The following is a 17262-nucleotide window of genomic DNA, read 5'->3' as shown; positions in this document are numbered from 1 at the left end:
TCATCAGACGGAGCGGAGAATGTGGGCTCAGCGTTCGATGACGATCCGCTTCACCTGCCAGACAGAGCGAGTCATGATTTCCTCGTTGAGGAGATCCGGCTGCTCGCTGAAGGGATAGATGATGAAGATCGGGCCATTGTCGCGTACCCGAAGACGCTTGCCCTCGGCCTGCATGGCCAGTATCACCGGGTAGTCGAAGTAATCCTGCACCGGGGCATTGGCCGCGTAGTCATTGAGCGCGACGATGCGCATGGTGCCACTGTCAACGCCCACCGCCTCCATCAGCGCCGAACCGAGCGGTCCGCTGAAGCTGACTTCACCGTCATGCCATGGCGTGGTGGTCACGGTTTCCCGCTGTGGCAGCGCTTGTAGCATCGCGCGATCGAAATGTGCCTCATCACCGGCATTGACGTGACGGATATCACCCGTGACGCGCAGCACGACCGGCCCTTGCGGTGCTTCCAGCGCCATGGCGAAGGGTGAGAGCGACAACGCCATCAGCAGGAGCCAGTGGCGCATGCGACATGACGCCAGAATGAAGCGGCGTGAGAGTTCGAGAAGAGGCATGAGGGAGACTCCTGTGGATCATGGGTAGCCATTGATCACGGCCAGTGATTCACCGTCGCGAGGCATCATCGCCAATCACGAGCCACCATGAGCAGAGGTGCACGACAGCAAGAGAGCAGCTGGGAACGAGTATAAGCCGCCATCGTCGGGCCAAACGTGAACCATTGTGACGCGGTCTCACGCAAGGGGCGCGTAGACTGCTGGTCATACCCACGCAGGGAGGCAACGACATGCATATCGGCATTCTCGAAGATGACCATGATCAACGTGATTATCTGACCTTGTGTCTCGAGTCCCAGGGGCATGAAGTGGCAGGATTCGAACGCGCGAGCCAACTGTTGCGCGCATTGCGTGAACGCAGCTTCGATCTGCTGATCATCGACTGGCAGCTGCCGGATGCCTGCGGCATGGAACTGACGCGTACGCTGCGCAATGAACACGGCTGGCAGGGGTTGATCCTGTTCATCACCGCAAGCCAGGGAGAGGAGGATGTCGTGCATGCCTTGCAGCATGGTGCCGACGACTTCCTGAGCAAACCCATCAATCCCAGAGAGCTGTCAGCCCGGGTGTCCGCGCTGGGACGACGCCTTGCCAACAGCAAGGCCAGCAATGGATCGCAGGAAGTGGAAGCGCTCCCCGGCCAGTACCGGATCGAACAGGATGAGCACACCATCTGGTGCGGCGAACATCCCGTCAATCTGACGCAGCGCGAATACCGGCTTGCCGTGCTGCTGTTGCGTCATGTTGGAGAGCTGTTCTCGCGGGCTTACCTGCTCGAGATGGTCTGGGGAATCAACGGCGACATCTCCACCCGCACCGTCGACACCCATATCAGTCGCCTGCGCCGCAAGCTGGAACTCGACGGTCGGCGTGGCCTGCGCCTGAAGAGCGTGTATCAACATGGCTATCGTCTGGAAACCTGCACGCCATCGGCGCTGTCCGCTGCCAGCGCTTGAGAATCGTACCCGACCTCCTCGGCACCCACTTCCTTCTCTGCCCCGCAACGCAAGGAGCCGGCACGTCGTTGAACGAAGTGCCGGCTCCTGCATGCATCCCGGCCACCCGGGCTGCAGTCACTGACTGACCTGCCTCAGCGACCTGTCAGCCGCGGGCCAGCATCTTGCGCAGCATGTCCGCCACGGGTGCCGTATCCGGGCGCTTGTGGCGCCACAGGAAGTAGGACTCGGCCGCCTGCTCCACCAGCATGCCGAGACCATCCTCGCCCCGTGCCCCCTGCTCGCTGGCCCAGCGCATGAAGACGGTCGGCTCGGCGGCATACATCATGTCGTAGGCCAGCGCCTGCGATGAGAACAACGAATCCGGCAACGGCGGCAACTCACCGCCCAGCGATGCGCTGGTGCCATTGATGACCAGGTCGAACTGACCCTCGATGGCCTCGTAGCTGCCACCGGAGAGCTGACAGCCATCTCCCGCCAGGTCCGCGAAGTCCTCGGCCAGCGCGCTGGCCTTGGCAGCGGTGCGATTGGCGATCACCAATGCCGCAGGCTGCTTGGCCAACAGAGGCTCCAGCACGCCACGCACGGCGCCGCCAGCGCCAAGAATCAGGATACGCGCGTCCGTGAGCGGGGCCTCGAGACGCTCGAGGTCACGGGTCAGCCCGACGCCATCGGTGGTATCGCCATACAGCTGGCCATTCTTGCCCAGCAGCAGAGTATTCACGGCACCGGCGCGACGAGCTCGCGGACTCAATACCTCGACCAGCCGATAGGCCTGCTCCTTGAAGGGCATGGTGACATTCGCCCCCTGCCCGCCTTCAGCGACGAACTCGGCCCAGCCAGCCGCGAAGTCATCCACCGGCGCCAGTCGCGCCTCGTAGCTCAGGGAGTCCTTGAGCTGCTCAGCGAAGGCACGATGAATCAGCGGGGATTTCGAGTGGGCAATCGGGTTGCCGAATACAGCGTAGCGGGACATCAGGACTCCGGTGACAATCACAGTGAAACATCAGGGCCAATGACGCGATCAGGCCTCTTCGCCCAGCCAGTCGCGGGCATGCAGGAAGTCACGATAGAGCGCGGCTTCGGGACTGCCTTCCTCGGGCTGGTAACCATACTCCCAGTGGACCACCGGCGGCATCGACATCAGGATGGACTCGGTGCGTCCGCCGCTCTGCAGGCCGAACAGGGTGCCACGGTCCCAGACCAGATTGAACTCCACGTAGCGCCCGCGACGATAGAGCTGGAAGTTGCGTTCACGCTCGCCATGGGCCGTGTCACGACGGCGCTCGACGATGGGCAGATAGGCATCGAGGAAGCTGTCTCCCACTGACTGCTGGAAGGCGAAGCAACGCTCGAAACCCCACTCGTTGAGATCATCGAAGAACAGGCCGCCGATGCCACGCGTCTCACCGCGATGCTTGAGATAGAAATACTCGTCACACCAGGCCTTGTAGCGAGGATAGACATCGCTGCCGAAGGCGATGCAGGCATCGTGCGCGGTCTGGTGCCAATGACGGGCATCTTCCAGCACCGGGTAGAACGGCGTCAGGTCGTAACCGCCGCCGAACCACCAGACCGGCTCCTCGCCTTCCTTCTCGGCGATGAAGAAGCGCACGTTGCCATGACTGGTCGGGACATGCGGATTATGGGGATGCAACACCCAGCTGACCCCCACCGCGTGGAAACTGCGGCCCGCCAGCTCAGGGCGAACGGCAGTCGCCGAGGCCGGCAGTTCGTGACCGAAGACATGTGAGAAATTGACGCCGCCCTTCTCGAAGACACCGCCATTCTCGATGACTCGTGAGCGACCGCCACCCCCTTCGGCACGCTCCCAGCTGTCTTCCCGAAAGTCAGCCTTGCCATCGCAGGCTTGCAATGCATCACACAGGCGGTCCTGCAGGTCGAGCAGGTAGACCTTCACGTCTTCAAGATTGGCGTGTGCCACGATGCCTCCGGTGAATCGAAAAATGAAAAATGTCAAAGCGACGATAACGTCGCTGCGCTTGCCGAGGAAAACGAAAGCGCCAGCATACCCCTCCCGCGCGGGCCGGGCAGACGAACTCGTCTGCGTGCCTGACCTGCATCAAGAAAGTGAACGCTCAGGCCCGCAGGACCTCGCCGGTCACCAGATCACGAATGGTACTGGGGCGAGGATTGCCGCCCAGCGGCCCCGTCAGAATCACGTCATCCGCCAGCGCCTCACCGAAGGCAGCCTGCACTTCGGCAGCCGTCATCGCCGGAGCGTCTCCCGCACGATTGGCCGAGGTGGATACCAGCGGGCCATCCAGCGCCGCACACAGCGCCTGGACCAGAGGGTGATCACTGACACGTACCGCCAGACTCACGTGCTCTCCCTTGAGCAGCGGATGGGCGCGACCATTGTCAGGCACCAGCCAGGTGAAGGGGCCGGGCCAGCTGGCCATCAACCGTTCACGTTGCTGCTCGGATATCCCTTCAAGCCAGGGCTCGATCTGCGTCACGTCGCCGGCGATCAGGATCAGCCCCTTGGACGGATCGCGCTCCTTGAGCCGGATCAGGCGCGACAGTGCCTCGCCATCGTCGGGGTCACATCCCAACCCCCACACGGCCTCGGTGGGATAGGCGACGATGCCGCCACTACGCACATGCTCGGCAGCCGCCGCTACCGCGGAAAGATCGAACGAAACAGCACTGGCATTCATGATCCGCACGGACTCCTGGAAATGGACACTGGCAGAGGGGATACGGCGAGGCGGCTTGCCTGTCGCCGCATCGACAGTCGGCGGATTCTACCACGCCACTCAGCGCGAGGCCGACGCAACGCTGAGTCGCGCAGGCATGACTTATGATGGCACCGACATCACGTCATCATCCCGCAATCGCATCATCCCTGGATCACGATGACCGCAGGTCACCACGAATCCACCCTCTCCTCCCGAACAAGGAAACCCTGCCTCATGCGCCGTCTTGCGACCCTCAGTACGTCTGCCGCCCTCCTGTTGACGATGGCCGGCTGTGCCAGCTCTGGAGCCCCGACAGTGGAACAGACGCCTTCCCTGAATTCCACCGAAGGTGGGGCCCCCGCCGCCGCCCAGGCCGCTCCACTCAGCGACCAGGCCATGCTGGCGACCCTCTGGATACAACGCAGCGCTGAATTCCATGGTCTGTCGCTGCAGGCCTTCAATGTGGCGCACGATCGCCTGAATCTGGCACTCGCGCGTCGCAGTGCCGAGGACAAGCCACTCGCGGTGGTCGTGGATGTCGATGATACCGTGCTCGACACCACCAGCTATGGTGGCTGGGCGCTGCGCGAAGGCCGTACCTACGACAGTCAGAGCTGGGCGGACTGGGTAGACGACGCCGTCTCCACCGCCTCCCCAGGCGCCGTCGACTTCCTCAACTACGCCCACGACAGCGGTGTCGATGTCTACTACATCACCAATCGCAAGGCGGTCGGCAAGCAGGCCACCATCGACAATCTCGCCGCACTGGGCTTCCCGCAGGCGAATGCCGAGCACGTGATGCCGCGTACCGACAGCTCCGACAAGACCGCACGCCGCGCCAGCGTCACGGCCGAGCACGACATCGTCATCCTGATGGGTGACAACCTGGGGGACTTCGATCAGGCCTTCCAGCAAGCCACCAGCGCGGCACGCCACGCGGAAGTCGAGAAGCAGGCCGGTGAATTCGGACGCCGCTTCATCATGCTGCCCAACCCGACCTACGGCGAATGGGAAGGTGTCGTCTATGACGGCAACTGGGGAGCAAGCGATGCCGAGAAGCGTGCCATGCGCGAGGCGGCACTGAATGTCTGGCAACCCGAGAGCGGCAGCGTCAGCCAAGGCAAGTGAGTTCACGTTGCCGGCCATGCATGGCCGGCAACGCCCTCAGGCGAGCGTGACTCGCCTGAGGGTTGCAGAAAACAGGAACGCCCTTCAGATGCCGCCGAGGCAGCGCTGAAGGGCGTTTTGATGTCTAGAGACGGCTCGCTGCGCAAGCTTGCGTGAAACACGACGGGCCATGACGGGATGTCTGAACGGCTTACAGGCGTTTCCAGCCTCCCGGCGCCTGCACCACACGCCCTTCCAGCTCCAGCTCCAGAAGCTGCATGCTCAGGACACTCACATGCGTCCCCGAGAGCTCCACCAGTTGATCCAGTGCCAGTGGCATCGCACTCAGATAACACAGCGGGGCAGGCACAGGCGACGTCTCCGCGACAGGCCTGTCCCCCTCCAGCAGCGGCAGATTCTCGGGTAGCGCATTGCCGCGCGCCCCCGTCGGCACGGAACGGGGGGAAGAGACGCGAGGCGCGGATGGCGCGTCAACGACACCTCGAGGGCTGGTCAAGGGGCGACGCTGCTCCGTCGGCATCAGATGACTCAGCTCGGCGAGCATGTCACCGACATCACGCACCAAGGTAGCCCCCTGACGGATCAGCTCCAGACATCCGCTGGAGGCGATGTCATCGATCCGCCCGGGCAATGCGAAGACCTCGCGGTTCTGCTCCATCGCCAGACGCGCGCTGACCAACGAGCCGCTGCGCAGCGTGGCCTCCACCACCAGCACGCCATGCGAGAGGCCGGTGATCAGACGATTGCGACGCGGGAAATGACGGGCATGCGCCCCGGTACCAGGCGGATGCTCCGACAGCAGCAGGCCTCCGCTCTCCAGCAGCCGGAGCCGCAACTGATGGTGCTGGGCAGGATAGGTCACGTCGACGCCACACCCGAGCACGGCGAGAGTCGAGGGTGGCGCGGGATAGGCATCGGCTTCCAGGCGCAGCGCAGCATTCAAGGCCCCCTGATGCGCTGCGGCATCGATGCCCAGCGCCAGGCCACTGGCAACGCTCCAGCCCTGGGAGACCAGCTCGGCGGCCAGGTCATGCGCATGCGTCATGCCAGCGGGGCTCGCCTTGCGGGCACCGACGATGGCCAGCATGGGCTGCTCGAGCAGGGAGCGCCTGCCCAGGGCCCACAGCGCGATGGGCGGGTCTGGCAACAGCGCCAGCATGGCAGGCCAGTCGGCATCGGCGGGGGTCAGCAGATGACGCCCCTGCTCTGGCGCATGCCAGGCAAGATCCGTCATCACCTGCTGATGAAGCGGTGAAGATGCGGGTCGCTCACACCACAGCCGCACAGGCGCGGCAAGGCGCGACGGCAGTGCCGCCAGCCACCCCTGTGGCCAGTCAGCTCGTTCAAGCAGCTTGGCCACGGTGTGCGTACCGATACCCGGAAGACGCGCCAGAAAGACGAAATCCGCCCGCGAGGGGCGGCGCTGCTCGACATCACCATCGATCGACACGCCACACCTCCCGAGCGGATGCTCACAGTTGCGGATCAAATACCGGGCATGTCTGCTCAGCCATGCGGCTCCAGCAGCTTGTCTCCGACACTCAGCGGGCGCTCCGCCCTCATCACCAGGGCATAGCTGACCTTGTCATAGATACGGAAGACCATGAGCAGGCCGCCTTCTTCGCCCGGCAGAGTGATCGGCTCCCCTGTCTTGGGGTCGGTGATCGTCTCGCCCTGACGCTCGACACCGAACACGAAGCCCGGCTCCACGCCATCCCGGCTCCCGCGGTTGAGCGCCACGATGTCATTGCGACCGATGTTGCGCAGTCCGTCCGGTGCCGCGAGGATCTCGCCGCCCGACACCTCGACGGGAGGCTGTGGCTGGAAGCTGGTGCTGATGGCCCCGCCATCGGCCGGCAACAGCAGATCACCGTTGAGAATCTCGCGATTGGCCGAGACCACATGCATCACGCCGATGTCGCCCTCGCGACGCTCCAGCTGGACATCCCCGATGCTGATCATCTCCAGGCCCAGGAATTCCTGGGTGACAGGGTCCAGGTAACGCTGCCCCGTCCGGTAGATGCTGAAGGTGTCATAGGCCGGCCACTGACCACGCGCATAGACGGTATCCCCGGCACCACTGATCAGACGCGTGTCGTCACCGGCCACCACGTAGGGCGCATTCTCGAGCAGGCCAGGATCGACCACGCGGTGGTCCTTGAGGAAGGCGGAGATCTTCTCGAGCGGGATCGGTGGCACGGCCTCGCGCTTGGGAATCTTGCGAATCTTGGGCGAGAGCTTGACCACGCCGCCCTGGCCACGCTCCAGGCGCAGACGAGGCTCGCCGTTCTCGTAATAGAGCGAGATGCGATCTCCCGGATAGATCAGGTGTGGATTCTTGATCTGCGGATTGGCACGCCAGACTTCCGGCCACAGCCAGGGCTCACGCAGAAAGCGTCCCGAGATGTCCCACAGCGTGTCGCCGCGCACCACCACATAGGTGGTGGGTACGTCATCACGTACGGTTGCCGCCTGCGCCAGCGACGTCCCTGCGCTTGCCCCCAGCGTCGCCATGCCAAGGAGTGCCGTGAACACGGCGTTGCCGACCAGTCGTTTCATGCCCATTCCTGCGTCCCTTGCGTTGATGCCACCTGTTGTTGTCGGTGGTGATGGCCTGTCTCAAACCCGCGCCGAGCGCGTGCCGCCCAGCCTTGCCCCTGCCTGACGGAACTCGCGATCAATCATGACTATTGCCGCGATAGTAGCAGCATTGAAGGCCATCGGTTCCGTTCCTCGGCTGTGCACACTACAATATCAGGCAAATCTCCACTGACAGCACAACGGTAATTACACCAGTCATGGCCAAGCGCGAAATTCTTGAATTCCCCGATGAGCGTCTGCGCAATGTTGCCGCCCCGATCGACACCTTCGACGCGGAACTGCAGACCCTGATCGACGACATGATCGAGACCATGTATGACGCGCGTGGCATTGGCCTCGCCGCTACCCAGGTCGACGTGCATCGTCGTCTGATCGTCATCGACGTCAGCGAGGATCAATCCCAGCCTCTGGTATTGGTCAATCCCGAATACACGCCCATCGGCGAAGCGCAGGAGCCGATGCAGGAAGGCTGCCTGTCGATCCCGGAATACTACGCCGAAGTGCCGCGCTATCTGAAAGTACGGCTCAACGCTCAGGATCGCAACGGTGAGGCCTACGAACTCGAGGCCGAAGGCCTGCTGGCACATTGCATCCAGCACGAGAACGACCACCTCGAAGGCAAGCTGTTCGTCGACTACCTCTCCCCGCTCAAGCGTGATCGGGTGATGAAGAAGATGCAGAAGCGCCACAAGCTGCAGGAAGCGTGATCCGCACGCCGGAGGGGACTCCGGTGCGCCATGTCACATCGCAGGGAGGCCGGAGGATTTCCTCTGGCCTCCCTGCTTGTTGATGAGTGATTCACCGGCACCGCCTGAATCCCTCCTTTACCGTCAGCACCTTGAGCCTGGCCCTCGGCCGCGCTCCCCACATGAGAGCTCTTGCATGTCGAAAGCCCTGCGCATCGCCTTTGCCGGCACCCCCGATTTCGCCGCCGAATGTCTCGCCGCGCTGCTCGAAAGCCGCCATGAGATCGTCAGTGTCCATACCCAGCCTGACCGCCCTTCCGGGCGCGGCCGCAAGCTGACCCCCGGCCCCGTCAAGCAGCTGGCACTCCAGCACGACCTTCCCGTCCATCAGCCGCTCAACTTCAAGGACGAGGCCGATCGCCAGATCCTGCGCGATCTCGAGGCCGACATCATGGTGGTGGTGGCCTACGGGCTGATCCTGCCGCAGGCCGTGCTCGACATCCCGCGCCTCGGTTGCCTGAACATCCATGCCTCCCTGCTGCCACGCTGGCGCGGTGCCGCGCCGATCCAGCGCGCCATCGAGGCCGGCGACAGCGAATCCGGTGTCACCATCATGCAGATGGATGCCGGCCTGGACACCGGCGACATGCTGCTGATCCGTCGCACCCCGATCACCGCCAGCACTACTGGCGGCGAGCTGCATGATGCCCTGGCGGCACAGGGCGGCGAGGCCATCGTCACGGCCCTCGACGCCATCGCCGATGGCGATCTTCCGGCGACCCGACAGCCCGAGGAAGGTGTCACCTACGCCGCCAAGCTCTCCAAGGCCGAGGCGGAACTCGACTTCACCCGTCCCGCCGCCGAGCTGGACGCGCGCATTCGCGCCTTCAACCCGTGGCCGGTGGCCTGGACACGCCTGGACGGCGAGCCGCTACGCCTGTGGATGTCGCGCACGGGCGAGCAGCGCCTCGCAGACTTCGTGCCACCCGGCACTCTGCTGGCGCCCGGCAATGATTGCCTGCGCATCGCCTGCGGTGATGGCCATCAGGTGCTGGAGATCACCCGTGCCCAGCTGCCCGGTGCCAAGCCGCTGTCCGTCAAGGACCTGCTCAACTCACGTGCCGCGCGCTTCCCCGAGGGCCTTGTCCTCGGCGCCGACCACGCCCCTGATTCCGATTCACAGACCGAGACTTCCGCATGAGCCAGTCAGACAACCCGTCCTCCAAGGGCAACGGCAAGAAGCGCAACTCCCTGCCGCCGGCCCGCAGCAAGGGCGGTGGTTCGAAGCACGGTGGTGCGCGCCGCAAGCCTGACAATGCCCCGGCCTCACCGGGCGCTGCCGTCCGGGTTGCCGCTGCGCGCACCCTGGCGCCGGTACTGGCGGCAAAGACCTCTCTGAATCTGGACGGCCTGCCGTCTGGCGTCGCCGGGCGTGACCAGGGCCTCTACAAGGCACTGTGCTTCGGTGTCTGCCGCCAGCTGCCGCGTCTGGACGCACTCGCAGGCAAGCTTTTGAAATCGTCCTTCAAGGCGCAGGACCAGGATATCCACGCCCTGCTGCTGCTCGGCCTCTATCAGCTGCTGTACATGCGCATTGCGCCGCATGCGGCCGTCGGTGAGACCGCTGGCGCCGCACGTGGCCTGGGCAAAGGCTGGGCGACGGGCGTGCTCAATGCCTGCCTGCGTCGTTTCCAGCGTGAGCAGGAAGCACTGGAAGCCGAGGTCGACAAGGACCCCGCCGTGGCGCTTTCCCACCCGCAGTGGCTGCTGGACACCTTCCAGCGCAACTGGCCGGACGACTGGGAGGCCATCGCCGCCGCCAACAACGCCCAGGCCCCGATGACATTGCGCGTCAATGTCGCCGCCATCAGCCGCGAGGACTACCTCGCCCAGCTGGCCGACGCCGAGATCGACGCCGTCGCCTGCCCCTTCGCCGAGCACGGCATCACCCTGGCCAGCGCCTGCGACGTCAGCGCCCTGCCGGGCTTCGAGGAAGGCCTGGTCAGCGTGCAGGATGAGGCCGCCCAGCTGGCCGGTCAGCTGCTGGCCCCCGCCGTGACGGCCATCAACCCCGAAGGGGAAGGCGTGCGCCTGCTGGATGCCTGCACCGCGCCGGGTGGCAAGCTGGCGGACATGCTGGAGCGCTTCCCCTCGCTGGACGCCACTGCCATCGACATCGACGGCGAGCGTCTCGAACGCGTGGAAGAGACACTGGAGCGTCTGGAACTGGGCGCCGGCGTCGTGTGCGCCGATGCCAGCGAGCGCGACTGGTGGGACGGCGAAGCCTTCGATGTCATCCTGCTCGACGCGCCCTGCTCCGGCAGTGGCGTCATCCGCCGTCACCCGGACATCAAGCTACTGCGTCGCCCGAACGACATCGGGGACCTGGCGCGCCTGCAGGGCAAGCTGCTGGAGAACCTGTGGGGCATGCTCAAGCCCGGCGGCACCCTGGTCTACGGCACCTGCTCCATCATCACCCAGGAAAACGCCCGGGTGATGGATCGCTTCCTGGCCGCCACGCCGGATGCCAAGGCCGAGACCATCAAGGCCGACTGGGGCCGCGTCTCCGGTGCCGGTCGTCAGATGCTGCCGCAGGTCAATGGCCACGATGGCTTCTATCTGGCGCACATCACCAAGGCCGGCGCCTGACGCTCGGCAGGATCACCGGACAGGCGTACCGCATCCCGGCTTGCGAGATGACGCGCCTGGCACATCAGGACAGCCGTGCCCCGACTCCCGGGGCACGGCTGTCTTCCGTCATGGCACTGGTTTATCCTGTGCCGACTGAGCAACAGCGGACGAGCCGGACATGAAAATCATCATTCTGGGGGCAGGTCAGGTCGGCGGCACACTCGCCGAACACCTGGCCCATGAAGAAAATGACATCACGGTCGTGGACACCGACACCGAGCGGCTGCGCGAGCTGCACAACCGTCTCGATATCCGCACCGTCACCGGCGCGGCCAGCTATCCCCAGGTGCTGCGTCAGGCCGGCGGCGAAGATGCCGACATGCTGATCGCGGTGACCAATTCTGACGAGGTCAACATGATTGCCTGTCAGATCGCCCACAGCCTGTTCCATACCCCGACCAAGATCGCGCGGGTGCGCTCCACCGCCTACCTGACTCGCAAGGGCCTGTTCTCCCACGATGCCATCCCGGTGGACGTGCTGATCAGTCCCGAGCAGGTGGTGACGGATCACATCCGCCGCCTGATCGAGTATCCCGGCGCCCTGCAGGTGCTGGACTTCGCCAATGGCGTCGCCCAGCTGGTAGCGGTAAAGGCCTACTATGGCGGTCCGCTGGTCGGTCAGGAACTCGGTTTCCTGCGTCGTCACATGCCCAACGTGGATACTCGCGTGGCAGCCATCTACCGGCGCAATCGTCCGATCATCCCGCGTGGCGATACCGTGATCGAGGCCGATGACGAGGTGTTCTTCATCGCGGCGCGCAAGGATATCCGCACCGTGATGGGCGAACTGCGCCGTGTGGACCGCAACTTCCGTCGCGTGGTGATCGCCGGTGGCGGCCACATCGGTGAGCGCCTGGCCGAGACGCTGGAGCACACCCATCAGGTCAAGATCATCGAGCACTCGCTGGCCCGTTGCACCGACCTGTCCGAGCGCCTCGACCGCACCGTGGTCCTGCACGGCAGCGCCACCTCCAAGCGCCTGCTGCTGGAGGAGAACATCGAGGACTGCGACATCTTCTGCGCGCTGACCAACGATGACGAGGTCAACATCATGTCCTCGATGCTGGCCAAGCGACTCGGCGCCAAGAAGGTACTGACGCTGATCAACAACGCGGCCTACGTGGACCTGGTGCAAGGTGGCGAGATCGATATCGCCATTTCGCCGCAGCAGGCCACCATCGGCGGTCTGCTGACGCATGTGCGCAAGGGCGACATCGTCAACGTGCACTCTCTCAGGCGCGGCGCGGCAGAAGCCATCGAGGCCATCGCCCACGGCGATGAGCGCTCCTCCAAGGTGGTGGGCCGGCGCATCGAGGACATCAATCTGCCCGAGGGTGCCACCATCGGTGCCGTGGTGCGTGGCAAGGAAGTGCTGGTCGCGCATCACGATCTGGTGGTGGAATCCAACGACCACGTCATCCTGTTCGTGGTCGACAAGCGCCGTATCCGGGAAGTCGAGCGCCTGTTCCAGGTCGGGCTGACCTTCTTCTGATGATGGCCGCCACGATGTCTCTCGCAAGCCGGGCTCGCTGCATGGGCCGCCACATTCGCGTCATGATGCGTGGGGGTCGTGCATGAGTCTGCGCGTCATCTATCGCATCCTCGGCATTCTGCTGATGCTGTTCAGCCTGACGCTGGTCCCGCCGATGCTCATCTCGCTGGCCTTCGAGGACCATACCCTCAGCGCCTTTGCCATCGCCCTCGGCATCACCCTGCTGACCGGCTTCGCGCTGTTCTATCCCAACCGGCATGCCCGCAAGGAGTTGCGCAACCGCGATGGCTTCTTGATCACGGTACTGTTCTGGACGGTGCTGGGTGCCTTCGGGTCGCTGCCCTTCCTGCTCGCCGAGGACCCGAACCTGTCGATCATCGACGCCATGTTCGAGTCGTTCTCGGGACTTACCACCACCGGGGCGACGGTGATGACGGGGCTCGATCTGCTGCCCCACTCCATCCTCTACTATCGCCAGCAGCTGCAGTGGCTGGGCGGCATGGGGATCGTGGTACTGGCGGTGGCGATCCTGCCGACTCTCGGTATCGGCGGCATGCAGCTCTATCGCACCGAGATCCCCGGGCCGCTGAAGGACTCCAAGCTGACGCCGCGCATCACCGAGACGGCCAAGGCGCTCTGGTACATCTACGCCGCCCTGACCCTGGTGTGCTTCGCCAGCTACTGGGCCGCCGGCATGAGCTGGTTCGATGCCCTCGGCCACAGCTTCTCCACCGTCGCGGTGGGCGGCTTCTCGACCCACGATGCCAGCATCGGCTACTTCGATTCCGCCACCATCGAGATGATCTGCGTGTTCTTCATGGTGGTGTCCTCGATCAGTTTCGGCCTGCACTTCGCCGCCTGGCGCGAGGGGCGGATCAGTCATTATCTGCGCGATCCCGAGACCCGCTTCTTCCTGATCCTGCTGCTGATCCTGACCTGCGTGACCATCGCCGGCCTGCTGCTCACCGGCAGCTACGATGACAGCAAGGCGCTGCGCCATGGCCTGTTCGAGGCCGTCTCGGTGGCCACCACCACCGGCTTCGGCGTCGCCGACTTCACCGGCTGGCCGGGCGTATTGCCGATGATGCTGTTCATCGCCGCCTTCATCGGCGCGTGCTCCGGGTCCGCCGGCGGCGGCATGAAGGTCATCCGTATCCTGCTGATTCTCAAGCAGGGCGTGCGTGAGGTGCATCGTCTGATCCACCCCAACGCCATCCTCTCGGTCAAGGTGGGCAAGATGCGCATCTCCGAAGGGGTCGCGGAGGCAGTATGGGGCTTCTTCTCCGTCTACCTGCTGCTGTTCGTGCTGATGATGCTGGGCATGCTGGCCACCGGACTGGATCAGGTCACGGCCTGGTCGGCGGTCGGCTCTGCGCTCAACAACCTGGGGCCGGGACTCGGTGAGGTCGCGACCCACTACGGCGATATCCCGGGGGCGGCCAAGGGCATCCTGATTCTGGCGATGCTGCTGGGGCGTCTGGAGATCTTCACGGTTCTGGTTCTGTTCACGCCGGCCTTCTGGCGACGCTGAGTCCTGCCCGTCGAGCAGGCGGAGCGGACAAGCTCTTGCCCGCCCCTGAACGCGAACGCCCCCGCCGGATGGCTCCGACGGGGGCGTTCTCACTTCTGTGTCACGGCTATTCGCCGGCCTTGGCCTCACGGCGAGCCAACAGCCGACGCATCGGTGCGGTCGGCTCCAGCACATAGTGAATCCGGCTGGCGCGATAGCAGTCGTTGAAGGCGTCGAAGTAATCATCCAGCACGTTGGCCGCCTCCCCCTCCCCCGCCTGACGCAGCAGCTCCGCCGCCACTTCCGCCGTGCACAGATGTGACTGAGACGCCGGCTTGCGCAGGTGATAGCGCGTCAGACGCGTGGTGTGCAGCGGCAGCACCGGCAGACCATCCAGATAAGGGCTCTTGCGGAAGATGCGACGCGCCTGACGCCAGGTCCCATCCAGCAGGATGAAGACTGGAATGCGCTCCTCGCCACTGGCGGTATGCGTCGCCACCTCGGGCCCGACACCGGCGATGGCGTTCACGTCGACCACGCGATCAGCGTAGTCCGGCTGATCGTCCGGGAAGATGATGAACGGCTGATAGCGCTCATCTTCCAGCAGCGCCAGCAGGCGGGGGTCCGGCTCGACACGATACCAGCTGAAGACCTCGGTGCCCGCCAGCACATCCGCGATCAGGCGCCCGGTATTGGTGGGCTTGTAGTGCTCCAGCGGGTGGGTGATCAACCAGAACGTGATCCGTGACTGCGCGCTGACCTGATACGGGCACAGGCAGTTGAGCCTGGGCAGACGGCAGGCCTCGCAACGGATCACCTGGCTGCCACGCGCCTTGAATTCCCGTCGCGGGTGGCGTCCGTGCCACTCATCCGGCTCGCCACTGGGAAGCGTCGTGATACCGCTGGCTTCGCCCGGCTCGGTCGACTCCGGGGCGGAGGAAGCGGCTTGATCAACGCTGGCGGGATGACCAGCGGCCGGCGTAAGACGGGAATCACACATGATGGGTGGTCAGTACCAAAGAAAAAGGGACGCGCATTCTAGCATGCGTGTCCCTTTCTCATGTTGCCGTCTCGTGTCGCCGAGCGTGGTTCACTCAGCGAGTGTCACGGCTATACCTCGTAGCGGTGCTTGCCACCGGTCACGAACTTCGGCGGCCGACGCTTCCAGTAACCGGCCAGCAACGAGCCGGAGACGTTGTGCCAGATGGAGAAGATCGCTCCCGGCAACGCCGCCGTGGCGGAGAAGAACTGGCTGGCCAGTGACGCCGCCAGTCCGGAGTTCTGCATGCCGACCTCGATGGCGATGGTGCGCGAGGTACGCTCATCCAGTCCGAACAGGCGCGACAGGCCATAGCCAGCGCTCAGGCCGATGGCGTTGTGCGCCACGACGGCCAATGCCACCAGCGGGCCCAGCGTGGCCAGGCGACCGACATTGAGCGACACCACGATGGCGATGATCAGCACGATCGCCAGCATGGCCAGACTCGCCAGCGCCGATTCCCACTCGCGGATGGCGTCACGCGCGAAGTGATGCACGATGACACCCAGCACGATGGGCGCCACCACCAGCTTGGCGATGCTCAGCAGCATGCCGCTCACCGGCACGTCGATGTCCGTCCCCAGCAGCCACCAGGTCAACAGCGGCGTCATCACGATGGAGAGCAGTGTCGAGGCCATGGTCATCGAGACGGACAGGGCCACGTGACCACCGGCGAGCCAGGTCATCACGTTGGAGGAGGTTCCCCCCGCAGTGGCCCCCACCAGCACCATGCCGACCGTCAACGCGGGGTCCAGCCCCAGCAGCCGCGCGATCAGGAAGGCAGCCAGCGGCATCACGCTGTATTGCAGCAGCAGGCCCAGCGCGATGGGCCCCGGACGACGTGCGACACGCATGAAATCCTCACGCGACAGCGTCAGTCCCATGGCGAACATGATCAGGGCCAGCAGCGGCTGGATGACATCCTTGAGGGCCACGAAAGGCGCCGGCGCCAGCACGGCGAGGCCGGCGAACAACAGGGCCCACAGCGGGAAGAAACGATTCAGCGTCTCAAACATGCTTTCAATTTCCGGTCACCGAAGGTTGCTTGCCTCCGGGATTGCTGGCCCACCGCCCATGGCAGGCCTGAAGCCGCGCATCATAACGTATCAGGCAGGCCCAGGTGTCCCTGATACAACCAATGGCGCACAAGACGTGGCACTGCCTGCCCGGCGCTTTCCGCCAGGGGATGCACGCCGGGCTCCGCCAGCTCATGGGCATTCGGGTCCACCAGCACGATGGGGGCATCCAACGGTGCCGCTGCATAGAGATTCGAGGCCGGCATCACCTTGAGCGAGGTCCCCACGATCAGCAGCAGATCCGCTTCCGCCGCGATGCCTTCGGCGACGCCGTAAAGTGGCACTGCCTCACCGAACCACACCACGTCCGGGCGTAACTGACTGCCCTTGTCACACAGGTCTCCCAGCCGAATGCCACCGCGCGGCAGCGGGTAGCGCAAGCCGTGGTCGACGCTCGAGCGTGCCTTGAGAATCTCGCCATGCAGATGCATGACCTCACGCGAGCCGGCGCGCTCGTGCAGATCATCGATATTCTGGGTAATCACCGAGACACGAAAACCGGCCTGTTCAAGTTCTGCCAGTGCCTTGTGCGCCGCGTTGGGCCTGGCCCGCCGGACCTGGGCACGGCGATCATCATAGAAGCGCAGCACCTTCTGCGGATCACGCCGAAATGCCTGCGGAGTGGCGATCTCCTCCAGACGGTGCTCTTCCCACAGGCCATCTTCCGCACGGAAGGTGCGCAGACCGCTTTCCGCGCTGATGCCTGCGCCACTGAGCACGACCAGATGCCGACCATGGCGCGCGCCAGGATCCCTGAAACCTTCACTCATCCAACACTCTCTCTCGCTGTGAACTTGATCGTGACGTCCCATTG

General features: G+C 64.5%; 16 protein-coding genes. 7 read left to right on the top strand and 9 right to left on the bottom strand.

Features of this window, described 5'->3' with window-relative positions; genetic code table 11:
• Positions 1-27 precede the first annotated feature (27 nt).
• On the bottom strand, positions 28-567 hold the full coding sequence (locus tag OW493_RS13670; RefSeq protein WP_271303342.1) for a hypothetical protein: 540 nt from the start codon (positions 565-567) through the stop codon (positions 28-30).
• A 230-nt stretch (positions 568-797) separates the two neighbouring features.
• Between OW493_RS13670 and OW493_RS13665 the strand changes: the two genes are divergently transcribed.
• Positions 798-1523, top strand: a complete 726-nt coding sequence (locus OW493_RS13665) for a response regulator transcription factor (protein WP_077380082.1) — start codon at positions 798-800, stop codon at positions 1521-1523.
• A 145-nt stretch (positions 1524-1668) separates the two neighbouring features.
• Here OW493_RS13665 and aroE read toward each other — a convergent pair whose 3' ends face one another.
• The 3 genes from aroE to OW493_RS13650 form a co-directional block, all read right to left on the bottom strand.
• Positions 1669-2502 carry a shikimate dehydrogenase gene (gene aroE / locus OW493_RS13660; RefSeq protein ID WP_289864492.1) on the bottom strand — a complete coding sequence of 278 codons (834 nt, stop codon included), beginning with the start codon at positions 2500-2502 and terminating at the stop codon, positions 1669-1671.
• A gap of 45 nt (positions 2503-2547) precedes the next feature.
• Positions 2548-3468 carry an oxygen-dependent coproporphyrinogen oxidase gene (hemF, locus tag OW493_RS13655; RefSeq protein ID WP_077380086.1) on the bottom strand — a complete coding sequence of 307 codons (921 nt, stop codon included), beginning with the start codon at positions 3466-3468 and terminating at the stop codon, positions 2548-2550.
• 154 nt (positions 3469-3622) lie between these two features.
• Positions 3623-4204: a Sua5/YciO/YrdC/YwlC family protein gene (locus tag OW493_RS13650; RefSeq protein WP_289864429.1), complete on the bottom strand. Its 582-nt coding sequence runs from the start codon at positions 4202-4204 to the stop codon at positions 3623-3625.
• Positions 4205-4459: 255 nt separating this feature from the next.
• Between OW493_RS13650 and OW493_RS13645 the strand changes: the two genes are divergently transcribed.
• Entirely contained in the window at positions 4460-5353 is an 894-nt protein-coding gene (locus OW493_RS13645) for a 5'-nucleotidase, lipoprotein e(P4) family (RefSeq protein ID WP_167592964.1), read from the top strand.
• Between the two features lie 190 nt (positions 5354-5543).
• On the opposite strand, the gene dprA is transcribed toward OW493_RS13645, so the two are convergent.
• Both dprA and OW493_RS13635 read right to left on the bottom strand, forming a co-directional pair.
• Positions 5544-6803 carry a DNA-processing protein DprA gene (dprA, locus tag OW493_RS13640; protein WP_289864426.1) on the bottom strand — a complete coding sequence of 420 codons (1260 nt, stop codon included), beginning with the start codon at positions 6801-6803 and terminating at the stop codon, positions 5544-5546.
• 56 nt (positions 6804-6859) lie between these two features.
• Positions 6860-7912 (bottom strand): LysM domain-containing protein, encoded by a 1053-nt coding sequence (locus tag OW493_RS13635; RefSeq protein ID WP_289864425.1) that lies wholly within the window; start codon positions 7910-7912, stop codon positions 6860-6862.
• A 239-nt stretch (positions 7913-8151) separates the two neighbouring features.
• On the opposite strand from OW493_RS13635, the gene def reads away from it, so the two are divergent.
• The 5 genes from def to OW493_RS13610 all read left to right on the top strand — a co-directional run bounded on the left by def (position 8152) and on the right by OW493_RS13610 (position 14354).
• Complete coding sequence (gene def, locus OW493_RS13630; RefSeq protein ID WP_077380095.1) at positions 8152-8661, top strand: peptide deformylase; 510 nt, start codon at positions 8152-8154, stop codon at positions 8659-8661.
• A 175-nt stretch (positions 8662-8836) separates the two neighbouring features.
• Positions 8837-9841 (top strand): methionyl-tRNA formyltransferase, encoded by a 1005-nt coding sequence (gene fmt / locus OW493_RS13625; RefSeq protein WP_176494307.1) that lies wholly within the window; start codon positions 8837-8839, stop codon positions 9839-9841.
• Entirely contained in the window at positions 9838-11289 is a 1452-nt protein-coding gene (gene rsmB, locus OW493_RS13620) for a 16S rRNA (cytosine(967)-C(5))-methyltransferase RsmB (protein WP_084207894.1), read from the top strand. The genes fmt and rsmB overlap by 4 nt, the downstream gene beginning before the upstream one ends.
• Before the next feature lie 160 nt (positions 11290-11449).
• Positions 11450-12823: a Trk system potassium transporter TrkA gene (gene trkA / locus OW493_RS13615; protein ID WP_077380101.1), complete on the top strand. Its 1374-nt coding sequence runs from the start codon at positions 11450-11452 to the stop codon at positions 12821-12823.
• An 82-nt stretch (positions 12824-12905) separates the two neighbouring features.
• Positions 12906-14354, top strand: coding sequence for a TrkH family potassium uptake protein (locus OW493_RS13610; protein WP_077380103.1), 1449 nt, complete (start codon positions 12906-12908; stop codon positions 14352-14354).
• A 106-nt stretch (positions 14355-14460) separates the two neighbouring features.
• On the opposite strand, the gene OW493_RS13605 is transcribed toward OW493_RS13610, so the two are convergent.
• The 3 genes from OW493_RS13605 to OW493_RS13595 form a co-directional block, all read right to left on the bottom strand.
• Complete coding sequence (locus OW493_RS13605; RefSeq protein WP_289864422.1) at positions 14461-15333, bottom strand: DTW domain-containing protein; 873 nt, start codon at positions 15331-15333, stop codon at positions 14461-14463.
• Positions 15334-15443: 110 nt separating this feature from the next.
• Complete coding sequence (locus OW493_RS13600) at positions 15444-16388, bottom strand: bile acid:sodium symporter family protein (RefSeq protein WP_077380107.1); 945 nt, start codon at positions 16386-16388, stop codon at positions 15444-15446.
• 80 nt (positions 16389-16468) lie between these two features.
• Positions 16469-17218 (bottom strand): Sir2 family NAD-dependent protein deacetylase, encoded by a 750-nt coding sequence (locus tag OW493_RS13595; protein ID WP_077380110.1) that lies wholly within the window; start codon positions 17216-17218, stop codon positions 16469-16471.
• Between the last annotated feature and the right edge of the window lie 44 nt (positions 17219-17262).

The organism is Cobetia sp. 14N.309.X.WAT.E.A4, from assembly GCF_030397495.1.
GTDB classification, from domain to species: domain Bacteria; phylum Pseudomonadota; class Gammaproteobacteria; order Pseudomonadales; family Halomonadaceae; genus Cobetia; species Cobetia marina.
Note: the sequence above shows the minus strand (reverse complement) of the source record. Positions and strands in the feature narration are given on the sequence as shown.

Excerpts from the sequence above, each read along its gene's own strand:
- OW493_RS13595 (WP_077380110.1), bottom strand. The coding sequence starts at position 17,218 with ATGAGTGAAGGTTTCAGGGATCCTGGCGCGCGCCATGGTCGGCATCTG.
- OW493_RS13645 (WP_167592964.1), top strand. The coding sequence starts at position 4,460 with ATGCGCCGTCTTGCGACCCTCAGTACGTCTGCCGCCCTCCTGTTGACG.
- OW493_RS13600 (WP_077380107.1), bottom strand. The coding sequence starts at position 16,388 with ATGTTTGAGACGCTGAATCGTTTCTTCCCGCTGTGGGCCCTGTTGTTC.
- OW493_RS13665 (WP_077380082.1), top strand. The coding sequence starts at position 798 with ATGCATATCGGCATTCTCGAAGATGACCATGATCAACGTGATTATCTG.
- OW493_RS13635 (WP_289864425.1), bottom strand. The coding sequence starts at position 7,912 with ATGAAACGACTGGTCGGCAACGCCGTGTTCACGGCACTCCTTGGCATG.
- fmt (WP_176494307.1), top strand. The coding sequence starts at position 8,837 with ATGTCGAAAGCCCTGCGCATCGCCTTTGCCGGCACCCCCGATTTCGCC.
- OW493_RS13605 (WP_289864422.1), bottom strand. The coding sequence starts at position 15,333 with ATGTGTGATTCCCGTCTTACGCCGGCCGCTGGTCATCCCGCCAGCGTT.
- rsmB (WP_084207894.1), top strand. The coding sequence starts at position 9,838 with ATGAGCCAGTCAGACAACCCGTCCTCCAAGGGCAACGGCAAGAAGCGC.
- OW493_RS13650 (WP_289864429.1), bottom strand. The coding sequence starts at position 4,204 with ATGAATGCCAGTGCTGTTTCGTTCGATCTTTCCGCGGTAGCGGCGGCT.
- OW493_RS13610 (WP_077380103.1), top strand. The coding sequence starts at position 12,906 with ATGAGTCTGCGCGTCATCTATCGCATCCTCGGCATTCTGCTGATGCTG.
- OW493_RS13670 (WP_271303342.1), bottom strand. The coding sequence starts at position 567 with ATGCCTCTTCTCGAACTCTCACGCCGCTTCATTCTGGCGTCATGTCGC.
- def (WP_077380095.1), top strand. The coding sequence starts at position 8,152 with ATGGCCAAGCGCGAAATTCTTGAATTCCCCGATGAGCGTCTGCGCAAT.
- trkA (WP_077380101.1), top strand. The coding sequence starts at position 11,450 with ATGAAAATCATCATTCTGGGGGCAGGTCAGGTCGGCGGCACACTCGCC.